The organism is Pseudobacteroides cellulosolvens ATCC 35603 = DSM 2933, from assembly GCF_001262605.1.
Taxonomy (GTDB): Bacteria; Bacillota; Clostridia; order Acetivibrionales; family DSM-2933; genus Pseudobacteroides; species Pseudobacteroides cellulosolvens.
Map to the genome: position 1 here is coordinate 613,780 of NZ_LGTC01000001.1, position 11,152 is coordinate 624,931.

The following is an 11,152-nucleotide window of genomic DNA, read 5'->3' on the forward strand; positions in this document are numbered from 1 at the left end:
CGGATTGAGCTACCATATCCATGGGATTTTTTATTAAAATATCTTCATGCTTGTACGATGATTTTTCATTAAAAAGTAGCACAGTGTCACCCTCTTATAAGCAATGCCTAAAATATTGCTAAGCTAGTAAAACTAAATTGTAGTCTTATTAACAATATTATAATATAATTAAATATAATGGATGTAAATAGAATAATGAATGTCGATAAAATTCGACAAATTTAACCACTGATGTAAACGGATTGATATTAATCAAGATATAGTGTAAACAAACTGTTTTGTAATATATTAGTTATGTACGAGGTATTTAGTATGAACGAAAAAACATTAAGAGTATTGGAATTTGATAAGATCATAGATAAGCTTCTATCTAGAGCAGCAACATCTTTAGGTAAGGACATGGTAAGAGAGCTTAAGCCTGAAGCTGACAATATGAAAATAAGGGATATGCTTAAGGAAACTGATGATGGTGTTACCTATATATTAAGAAAAGGAAGTCCTCCATTAGGTGCCATACATGATATAAGAGCATCACTAAAGAGAGCTGAACTTGGGGCTACACTAGGACCCGGTGAACTCTTAAAAGTGGCTGATTTGCTAAGGGCGTGCAGAAACCTTAAGGGTTATGCAGGAGACAATATTGTTAAAGATGATGGCAATTGTGTTTCATCACTTATAAGTGCCCTTGAAGTCAATAAGAGAATAGAGGATAAAATAAGTATTGCCATTATTAGTGAAGAGGAGATTTCTGATGCAGCAAGTACTGCTCTTGCAACTATCAGAAGGCAGATAAGGGAAAAGCAAAACTCAATAAGAGATAAATTAAATGATATAGTTAAAAACTCCAGGTACCAGAAATTCATGCAGGAATCCATTGTAACCATGAGAGGAGACAGGTATGTTATACCTGTAAAACAGGAATACAGGAACGAGATTCAGGGATTGGTACATGATTCATCAGGAAGCGGTGCGACTATATTTATTGAACCTCTGTCAGTTGTTGAAGCAAATAACGGTATTAAGCAGCTCATGATAAAAGAGCAGGTTGAGATTGAGAGGATATTGCAGGAACTGACGGGAGAAGTGGCTGTTATAATTGAGCCTCTAAAGGCAAACATATCCATGCTTGCAACGCTGGATTTTATTTTTGCTAAAGCCAAGCTAAGTGCAGATTATAGGTGTGTAAGCCCAAAGATTAATTGCGAAGGTAATATTATTATAAAAAAGGGAAGGCATCCTCTTATAGACCAGAAGGCTGTTGTGCCAATTGATTTTTGGATTGGAAAGGAATTTAAGACATTGGTAGTGACTGGTCCAAATACGGGAGGAAAGACTGTTACGCTTAAAACTGTAGGCCTTTTTACTCTGATGGCTCAGGCTGGTTTGCATATTCCGGCAAATGAAGGCAGTGAAATAAGCGTATTTAAAAAGGTTTTTGCAGACATTGGTGATGAGCAGAGCATCGAACAAAGCTTAAGCACATTTTCGTCACATATGAAGAATATAGTAGGTATCCTTAAGGAAGCTGATGATAAATCTCTTGCACTTTTTGACGAGCTTGGTGCGGGAACAGATCCAACAGAGGGAGCAGCCCTTGCGATATCAATACTTGATCATTTGAGGAGTATTGGTACTGTGACGGTATCAACTACCCATTATAGCGAGCTTAAGGTCTACGCAATAACTACAGAAGATGTGGAAAACGCTTGCTGTGAGTTTAATGTTGAAACATTAAGGCCCACATACAATTTGCTCATTGGAGTCCCTGGAAAAAGTAATGCTTTTGCTATTTCCAAAAGGCTTGGACTTAGTGATGAAATTATTGATATGGCAAAAGAAAGGTTAACCACAGAGGAAGTCAAGTTCGAAGATATGCTCATAAGCATTGAGAAAAACAGAAGCCAGGCGGAGAAGGATAAAATGCAGACTGAAGCCTTAAAGCTTGAGATTGAAAAGCTCCGTAATGATCTGGCAAATCAGATAAAAAAGACAAATGACCAGAAGGAAAAGGTTATGAGAGAGGCCAGAGAAGAGGCCAGAAAAATATATCTGCAAGCAAAGAGAGATGCGGAGGATATATTGAGCGAAATGAGGAAGCTTGAAAGGGAAAGGGATACGGTGCAAAGGAATAAAGCCGTTGAAGAAATGAGGCTTAAGCTTAAGAAGAACGTTGATAATTTGGATGAAGCACTTACGGAATCCATTCTTCCAAAGCATGGATACGTTAAGCCTCCCCAGAATCTAAAACCTGGCGATAGTGTTGTTATTGTCAATTTAAATCAAAAGGGAACAATTATAACTCCGCCCGATAAAGACGGCCAGGCAGTGGTGCAGGCAGGTGTTATGAAAATAAACGTTCATGTAACCAATCTAAGGCTGGTTGATGAACAAAAGGCTGAAATAAAGAAAACCGGTTCAGGAAGGATCGGGGTGTCAAAGACAAAAACAATATCAACAGAGATTGATTTAAGGGGAATGAATCTGGAAGAAGCTTTGGAGGCTGTAGATAAATACTTGGATGATGCAAGTATAGCAGGTCTTAAAGAGGTCACGTTGATTCACGGTAAAGGAACAGGCGTTTTAAGAAGCGGAATTCAGCAGTATTTGAAGGTCAACTCACATGTCGCTTCATACAGGCTCGGCAAGTACGGCGAGGGTGAAGCGGGAGTTACTGTGGTTGAAGTAATATAGGATATCACTTGGAAATGCAATAATTTAAAACGATAATTGCAAAATGATAATAATTATAGTTGATATTCGAAAAAAATATTGCAAAAATGCAGGGAAGGTGCTATAATAATTTCATGAATTAAATATTTGAAAGGAAGGATTATTCCTAGGTAAGTTTTTTCTTTCAAATGGCCAGGATGCCAAAATCATAGCTGTGTTAGCTTATGGTTTTGGCTTTTTTAGTTTTAAGAAACTTGTAGAGGGGATGTTGTTATGAATAAGAGAATTATATCTTCAATTGTTTTGATTATTCTTATTATGATACCAATGACAGTATTTGGGGCGGATGAAGAAATAAACGGGGCAACAAAAATGGCTATAAATACTGTTTGGACGCTTATAGCCGCGTTTTTGGTGTTTTTTATGCAAGCAGGATTCGCGATGGTAGAAACCGGTTTGACAAGGTCAAAAAATGCAGGCAATATAATTATGAAAAACCTAATGGATTTTGCAATTGGGTCACTTGCATTTTTCACGGTAGGGTTCGGAATTATGTTTGGTGTTGATAAGATGGGGATTGTTGGTACGTCGGGATTTTTTGGAATGAGCTCTATGGAGCACCTTGGGCTTGGTATACCACTGGAGGCATTTATAATATTCCAGACTGTATTTGCAGCTACAGCAGCAACAATAGTGTCCGGGGCAATGGCTGAAAGAACAAAGTTTGTATCATATGTAATATATAGTGCTGTGATTACTCTTGTTATATATCCTGTAGTAGGTCATTGGATATGGGGAGGAGGATGGCTTTCACAAAAAGGATTTATAGACTTTGCCGGATCTACGGTTGTTCATTCGGTTGGTGGTTGGGCAGCATTGGTTGGAGCCTCAATAATTGGTCCTAGAATAGGTAAATACAATAAGGAAGGAAAACCGAATGCCATACCTGGACATAGTATAACATTAGCTGCTTTGGGAGTATTTATTCTATGGTTTGGATGGTTCGGATTTAATCCTGGCAGCACATTGGCAGGAACTGACATGAATATTGCAAAGATTGCGATGACAACAAATCTTTCTGCAGCTGCAGGGGCATGTGTCGTTATGATTATAACCTGGATCAGATATGGTAAACCCGATGTAAGTATGACATTAAATGGTGCTTTGGCAGGGCTTGTTGGTATAACTGCAGGTTGTGCTGCAGTAAGCATGGTAGGGTCCATATTTATTGGAATTATATCTGGGTTTGTAGTAGTATTTGGAATTGAGTTTGTGGAAAAAATATTGAAAGTAGATGATCCGGTAGGTGCAGTCGGTGTTCATGGGTTATGTGGCTCTGTTGGTACACTGTGCGTAGGTTTGTTTGCTACAGAAGGAGGACTTTTCTATGGAGGAGGATTTCATCAGCTTGGAGTTCAGGCTATTGGGGTAGGTTCTGTAGCTATATGGGTTATTGCGACAACGTTTATTCTCTTTAAAACTATCAAAGCAACAATTGGACTTAGGGTAGATAAGGAACATGAGGATACAGGCCTTGATATTAGTGAACACGGTTCTGAGGCTTATGGAGATTTTATGGTTAAATCAACAGACACACTGCTTACATGATAGAGTATTAACAAAAGGGTTAGGTCCTAAAGTATTAAGACTTAACCCTTTTGTTTATTCTTGAGTTGATCTTCACTTAATGAAATTTCTTCATCATCTAATGGATAATTTCGGACAATAAATATTTCCACTCTCCTGTTTTTTGATCTTCCTTCCACGGTGGAATTGTCAAACTTGGGCTTGTACTCTCCAAAGGCTTGAATGGAGAGTCTTTTAGAGCTCAATTTACCTTTGTCCATCATAAAATTCATTACGTTAATTGCACGGTAAGCACTTAAATCCCAATTCGAACGAAATTTGGAAGTACTTATAGGAACATTGTCAGTATGACCTACAATTCTAATGTTATTATCTAGACTCTTAATTATGTTTGAGATTTGCAGAAGCATGGGATAGATTTCATTTTTGATTTCTGCATCTCCTGAGTTGAACAAAACAACATCCTGTATTGACACTTCCAAGCCTTCATTATCAAGCACAAGTTTTACCTTGTCGGAATATCCTTTTTTTTCAATTTCTTTTTCAATGCTTTGTTTTATTTCATTCATCTGGTCATCTTCTATGGAAGCTTTGGATTTTTTGGGGTCTGTAGGTATGGATGTAGTGGTTGGTTTAGGGTTGTTGGAAACACCTTTTTTATCCATAGGAATAAATGAGTTGCCGTCTTTTTCCATAAACCCGCTGCCGCCGGTGAATATTACACTAAACTCTTCTGCCATTTTTTCCAGTTTTTCTTGATCCACCTTACTCATTGCAAACATAACAATAAAAAGTGCAAGTAATAGTGTAAGCATATCAGCATATGGAATTAGCCATGTTTCATCAGGATGTTCTTCATGATGTTGCTTCTTCTTATGCATAACTATTCTCCTTTACCTGATTTTTCACCGCTTGCTTGTGTAATTTTCAACCTTTCTTTAGGATCTAACATTCCAACAAGTTTTATTTCAATACTTTTAGGATTTTCACCGGCCTGGATAGATAATACGCCTTCTAATATAATTCTCATTACACTTATTTCTTCATGGGATTTTCTCTTTAATCTGGAGGCAAAAGGATGGCTTATAACATAGCCAAGGAATATTCCATAAAGTGTTGCAACAAAGGCAGCAGCTATCATATGACCAAGTTTTTCTGTATCTTCCAGGTTTCCAAGTGCTCCGATAAGTCCGATAACCGCACCTAAAACTCCCAGTGTGGGAGCTGCACCACCAGCTGCTGTAAAGATAGAAGCTCCTAAACGGTGTCTTTCTTCCATAGTTTCGATTTCAATATTAAGAACTTCTCTTATATAGTCTTGTTCAATACCATCAACAACCATGTTTAAACTTCTTTTCATAAAATCGTTATCTATTTTTTCTATCACCTGTTCAAGTGATAACAATCCTTCCTTACGGGCCGTTTGAGCCAAATCTTGTATTTGCTTAATGACTTCACAGGGATCCAAGCCTTTCTTTTCCCGGAAAAGAACACCAAATACCTTTGGGATTTTTAAGAATTCCTTTTTAGGGAAGGAGTTCATAACAGCAGCTATGGTACCGATGATAATTATAATTGCAGCTGCTGGATTTAAAAGAACACTTACATTTGCACCCTTAACGTACATACCTACAACAACAGCCAAAGCACCAGTTATAACGCCGATTATCAGAAATATATCCATGTTATCCTCCTAGAGTTATAGACACCGAACTATATAACTTTACAGTTCGATATCTATTGTATCGTTTTCTGATGTACTATATAAAATAAAATGTGCATTTACATGTTATTACTTATTACTATATCGGCATTTTAAGAAAATTTATGAAATATAATTTATTTAGAATTGTTTTACAGACAAAACAAAAACACTTTAGTATTTCATTTGTCCTAAAGTGTTTTATATCCTTTATAGGTGAAGATAATTTATAAGTGAATGTACTTTAATCAATGTTTACAAGTTCATAATTCTGAGTTCCCATTCCCAGTTCTTCTCCATGTTTAAGGCAGGATTCCCACTTAACACCCGGATAAATCTTTTCAAACTTGTTAAAAGGTTCATGGTTGTGGCAATCTCCCTTGTCATCCAATACGCTGCCTTTCATAACAGGTGCGGCATTAACCATGTCTATGCATGCCCTGTCCAAGGCTACCGCATCAAATGATGCAGCAATCCCCAAGTTTGGAACAACCGGAACGTCATTATTGCTCCAACAGTCACAGTTTGGCGATATGTCCATCAAGAAATTGATGTGGAAACAAGGTTTGTCTTTTACTGCTGCCCACGCATATTCTGCGATTTTTTCACTTGCTGTTTCAAAGGCTTCATTCCATTCCAGGTTGGCAGCACCATACATGCACATGGCTATACACTGGCCGCATCCGGTACACTTTGCATGATCAATTTGTGCTTTTTTATTAATATTAAATGAAATTGCATCTTGGGAGCAATTCTTTTTGCATATGCCGCAGCTAATACATGCAGCTTCAGATATTTCAGGCTTTGAGGCTGAATGCATTTCAAGTTTGCCGCCTCTTGACCCACATCCCATTGCTAGGTTTTTAAGTGCACCTCCGAAGCCTGCCAGTTCATGACCTTTAAAGTGGTTTATGGATATCAAAATATCTGCATCGGCTATAACAGTACCGATTTTTGCTGACTTCACGTGCTTTGCGTTTATGGGTATCTCTGTATAATCACTTCCTTTAAGACCATCTGCAATTATTACATTAACACCAGTTGTAATCTGATTAAAGCCATTTTCTGCAGCTGCTTCCAAATGACTAACAGCGTTAGCACGCCTTCCTACATATAACGTATTGGTATCGGTCAGGAAAGGCAACCCTCCCTGCTTCTTAACCAAATCTGCAATTCGTTTAACATAATTAGGTCGTATATACGCCATATTGCCGGGTTCACCGAAATGAATTTTTAATGCTGTAAACTTGTTTTTAAAATCAATGTTTTCTATGCCTGCCTTTTTAATGAGTTTTTCCAGCTTATCTAGTATATTCATGTCAGTTCTTGTTCTGAAGTTTATAAAATACACTTTTGACTTATTCATATTAGTACCTCCCCAAAATAGATCTTTTATTATAATACCATATAAAAAAGTAACTTTACAATTATATATTTAAATGAATTTGTAACGTTACAAAAATATATATAATGACCAAAATATTGCTTTCCCTTTGCCATTGATAAAATCTGTTGGCGATAATTTTATAAATATGATAAAATATGGATTATTGCAAATGAGGAGGTTTAGTTATGAATGAAGTTTTAAAAGCCATAAAAGAAAGAAGAAGTATAAGAGCATATGAACCAACACAAATATCCAAGGAAGAACTGGATATGATAATTGAAGCAGGAATATATGCACCAACAGGCCATAATAGTCAGCCATGGCATTTTACAGTTATACAAAACCGTGAAGTGATTGAGGAAATAAACAAAGCAGCAAAACAGGTTATGGCTACTTTTGAAGTTGACTTCATAAGAGAATTAGGCTTAAATCCTGAGTTTGATATTTCATACAAGGCACCTACAATAATAATAGTATCAGGGCGAAAAGATGCAGTATCTTCAAAATCAGATTGTGATGCTGCAACTCAAAACATGCTTCTTGCAGCTCAAAGCTTAAATATAGGTTCAGTATGGGTAGGATTCGCTGCTTTTGCATTTATGATTGAAGGTATGGCTCAAAAGCTAGGAATTCCTGAAGGCTATGAACCATATCATGGAATTATTTTTGGATACAAAAAGTCGGATTTGGAAGTAGCTATACCTAAAAGAAACTATAATGTGGTGAATTATATAAGATAACTTTATGGTTCATGGGTGATATGGGTAGTAAAAAAAGTTGAATATATTACCAAAAAAGCCATTGACAATATATCGGTCATCTATATATAATTATGAATGTGATTATATAGATGATCGATATATTATTATATGGGATGTGAGAAAATGAAAATTGACAAAAGCCTCATGACTGGCAGTACTACAATGCTGATTCTTAAGCTTCTGGAAAACTGTGATATGTATGGATACCAGATGATTGAAGAGCTTGAGAAACGATCTCAAAACATTTTTACGCTTAAGGCAGGGACACTCTATCCCATACTTCATTCATTAGAGCAGCAGGGAATGATAAATTCCTATGAAAAAGAGGAGGACAGCACTAGACCAAGAAAGTATTACAGCCTTAATAAAGGCGGGAGGAAACTTCTTGATGAAAAGAGAGTTGAATGGGAGGTCTATTCGTCTACAGTAAATAATATTTTGGGAGGGCTTAAAGGTGTCTGAGTACAATGGTCATGTCGGGGAATTTTTAGAGAAGGTAATGAGTCATATAAAGTACCGGAGTATTCATAAAACTATAGAAGATGAGCTTTTGGTACATATTGAAGAACAGAAGGCTGAATATATTAAAAGGGGAATAGATGAAAAAAACGCTGCAGTAAAGGCTATAGAGCAAATGGGTGATCCCGATGTGGTAGGTAAGCAGCTCAATAAGGCACATAGCCCTAGGACAGAATGGTCTATTCTAATAATTACATTTGTTATTGTTATATTGGGTGGTGCAGTGCAGTTTTTTCTTTCGGGAGAAGGCATCAGGAATGAGAACCTGTTTTTTAAGTATTTATTTTATGCTCCAATTGGGATATTGGTTTTTTCATGTGTATACTTCTTTGATTATACCTTATTGGGCAGGCATCCTAAATTAGTTGTCTGTATTTTACTCGGAGCAGCATTAGTTGGGTTTAATGTTCTAGAAAGAATTAATGGTACATTTTATCATGTGTATTATATATCCCTATTGGCTATTCCTGTATTTGGGATTGTAGTTTATAGCTTGAGGGGTAAAGGATATTTAGGTATTGTTGCATCAGGTGCTTTTTATGCTGCTATAGCTTTTTTATGTATAATAGGGCCAAGGATTTATGCATTAGGACTATTTTCTTTAGCTTGTATTGTAATAATTACTGTTGCTATATTGAAAGGATATTTTAACTGCAACAAACGGGTTGGAATTGCAATTGTATATATACCTACGATACTATTTGTCAGTTTATTAACGTATTATCTGATAATGTCATCCCCCAGGAGATTAATAAGAATATTAACAATATTTGTGCCGGAAATTGATCCAAATGGAGGAGGATGGCAGCACATGATGGTAAGAAGCCTCATTAAAGGCTCAAAGTCTATAGGAGAAGCTGTGCTTTACGGAAACTTATCAAATACTCAAATAAATCAGGTCCTACCAAGTTGGGATAGCAATTTTGCTCTTACGTATATAATAGCACGTTTGGGTTATATAGCCGGGTTGGTTATAATTTCAGTATTATCAATCCTAATAATACGAATGTTTATAACAATACTAAAACAAAAAAATGCATTGGGATTTTTGCTTTCTTTTAGTGCATTTATAGCTATATCAGGACAGTTTATGTTATATATTTTATCTAATTTTGGGGTGGTTATGACTTCGGTAACACTGCCATTTATCTCATATGGCGGATCGACATTTGTATTAAATATGATGCTTTTAGGCTTGGTCATGTCGGTATATAGAAGGTCGCATATTGTAGATGATAAGCTTCAAAAGGGCAGTGTGAATAACTATAAGCTGGTAACTATTGAAGATGGCAGGATTATAATTGATTTTGGGATAAGAAAATTAAAGAGAACTCACAAGTAGTTTAATTTAGATAGGGAATTTTTATGAAAGTGTTCAAAAAGCTTTTGGCAGTAATAGCATGTACATTGATGACAGCGAGCTTATTTACAGCATGTGATGGATCTAAAAAAGAAATAAATTCTCCAACCACACAAACTACTGTTACACCCAAAATTGAGGTTAAAGCTACACCTACACAGAATAGAGCAGATATAAAAGGTGAATTTTGATTCATTTTCTGATTTGACTGAAAGAGCAAAAGACTACATAGAAAATATGGTTCCTTACACTGTTGATATAGCAACTGATAAAAACGGTAAAGTTAGAGCTTTAGCTCATCAGGCTACTGTAGGGGCATTGGCTTACAAAAAGCTGGTAGCACAAAAATATCTTAGTACAGATGACTCGGAAAAGATAGCAGAAATGCGGCAAGGTTGCTTTATTTCCTACTTTTGAAGAACCAATGAAACTGTATCTTGGAGGACGCAGCGAAGGATGGGTCGTGGGTAACAAATTTAAAATAGATCAAAAAGTGTTAGACTTTATTGATTTTGCAAAGACTTTAAGAAATAACAAATATGAGGCTTCTCTCGATCAATGGTCACCTGGATGGTCCGATGCAATTGCTGAAGATGAAAAAGCTTTTATCTGGCTATGTCCCACTTGGGGGATTCCTTGGATAATAGGCTCTTATGATAAGAGAGCAGTAGATGGCGGAGAATGGGGATTGGCCAAACCTCCATTTCCATTCTTTTGGGGTGGCAGTTGGCTTAGTATTTATAGCAAGTCAAAGAATCAAGATTTAGCCTGGGAATTTATTAAGTTCATTACTACCGATAAGGATGTTATGAGGAAATGGGCTTCTCAAAACCGTGACTTACCCAACAACTTGCAGTTATTATCAGAAGGAACACAACAGAATAATAAGATTATTGGAACAGATATATTTAAGTTTTATGAACCCTTTGTAAAGGATATAAACGGCAAGTTAAGAACCAGTAAAGACTACACAATAGAATTGTATTATAATAGGTGTTTGAGATCGTATCTTGATGGTGAGATAAAAACCGAAGAAGAAATGCTTAGGAAATTTAAAGATGAAGTTAAGAATAGTGTGAAAGATATTTCTGTTGATTAAATATTAGTAAAGGCCTTTGTATATGCCGTATTTGGCTTGCTACAAAGGCCTTATTTATTAATTTAGA

At 36.3% G+C, this 11,152-nt stretch carries 11 protein-coding genes; 8 read left to right on the forward strand and 3 right to left on the reverse strand.

Translation table 11 applies throughout. The features are described from left to right. Window positions 1-312: 312 nt before the first annotated feature. Window positions 313-2,691 (forward strand): endonuclease MutS2, encoded by a 2,379-nt coding sequence (locus Bccel_RS02640; RefSeq protein WP_036943975.1) that lies wholly within the window; start codon window positions 313-315, stop codon window positions 2,689-2,691. Between the two features lie 306 nt (window positions 2,692-2,997). Next, window positions 2,998-4,278, forward strand: a complete 1,281-nt coding sequence (locus Bccel_RS02645) for an ammonium transporter (RefSeq protein ID WP_201781993.1) — start codon at window positions 2,998-3,000, stop codon at window positions 4,276-4,278. Window positions 4,279-4,319: 41 nt separating this feature from the next. On the opposite strand, the gene Bccel_RS02650 is transcribed toward Bccel_RS02645, so the two are convergent. The 3 genes from Bccel_RS02650 to Bccel_RS02660 all read right to left on the reverse strand — a co-directional run bounded on the left by Bccel_RS02650 (window position 4,320) and on the right by Bccel_RS02660 (window position 7,325). Further along, window positions 4,320-5,138: a flagellar motor protein MotB gene (locus Bccel_RS02650; protein ID WP_036943971.1), complete on the reverse strand. Its 819-nt coding sequence runs from the start codon at window positions 5,136-5,138 to the stop codon at window positions 4,320-4,322. 2 nt (window positions 5,139-5,140) lie between these two features. Continuing rightward, the gene (gene motA, locus Bccel_RS02655; RefSeq protein WP_036943969.1) at window positions 5,141-5,941 is read right to left on the reverse strand and encodes a flagellar motor stator protein MotA; all 801 of its coding nucleotides are present in this window, start codon (window positions 5,939-5,941) and stop codon (window positions 5,141-5,143) included. Between the two features lie 262 nt (window positions 5,942-6,203). Continuing rightward, the gene (locus Bccel_RS02660) at window positions 6,204-7,325 is read right to left on the reverse strand and encodes a DUF362 domain-containing protein (RefSeq protein ID WP_036943966.1); all 1,122 of its coding nucleotides are present in this window, start codon (window positions 7,323-7,325) and stop codon (window positions 6,204-6,206) included. Between the two features lie 206 nt (window positions 7,326-7,531). Here Bccel_RS02660 and Bccel_RS02665 point away from each other — a divergent pair, with 206 nt between their 5' ends. The 6 genes from Bccel_RS02665 (at window position 7,532) to Bccel_RS02690 (ending at window position 11,085) form a co-directional block, all read left to right on the forward strand. Then, window positions 7,532-8,086 (forward strand): nitroreductase family protein, encoded by a 555-nt coding sequence (locus Bccel_RS02665; RefSeq protein ID WP_036943964.1) that lies wholly within the window; start codon window positions 7,532-7,534, stop codon window positions 8,084-8,086. A gap of 144 nt (window positions 8,087-8,230) precedes the next feature. Then, a complete protein-coding gene (locus Bccel_RS02670) occupies window positions 8,231-8,569 on the forward strand; it encodes a PadR family transcriptional regulator (protein WP_036943963.1) in 339 nt (112 codons plus the stop codon). Further along, window positions 8,562-9,968 (forward strand): FtsW/RodA/SpoVE family cell cycle protein, encoded by a 1,407-nt coding sequence (locus tag Bccel_RS02675; protein ID WP_036943961.1) that lies wholly within the window; start codon window positions 8,562-8,564, stop codon window positions 9,966-9,968. Before Bccel_RS02670 ends, Bccel_RS02675 begins: the two co-directional genes overlap by 8 nt. 23 nt (window positions 9,969-9,991) lie before the next feature. Beyond that, window positions 9,992-10,177 (forward strand): hypothetical protein, encoded by a 186-nt coding sequence (locus Bccel_RS02680; protein WP_036943959.1) that lies wholly within the window; start codon window positions 9,992-9,994, stop codon window positions 10,175-10,177. After that, window positions 10,167-10,403: a hypothetical protein gene (locus tag Bccel_RS02685; RefSeq protein WP_036943956.1), complete on the forward strand. Its 237-nt coding sequence runs from the start codon at window positions 10,167-10,169 to the stop codon at window positions 10,401-10,403. The genes Bccel_RS02680 and Bccel_RS02685 overlap by 11 nt, the downstream gene beginning before the upstream one ends. 7 nt (window positions 10,404-10,410) lie before the next feature. Next, the gene (locus Bccel_RS02690) at window positions 10,411-11,085 is read left to right on the forward strand and encodes an extracellular solute-binding protein (RefSeq protein ID WP_036943955.1); all 675 of its coding nucleotides are present in this window, start codon (window positions 10,411-10,413) and stop codon (window positions 11,083-11,085) included. Window positions 11,086-11,152: the final 67 nt, after the last annotated feature.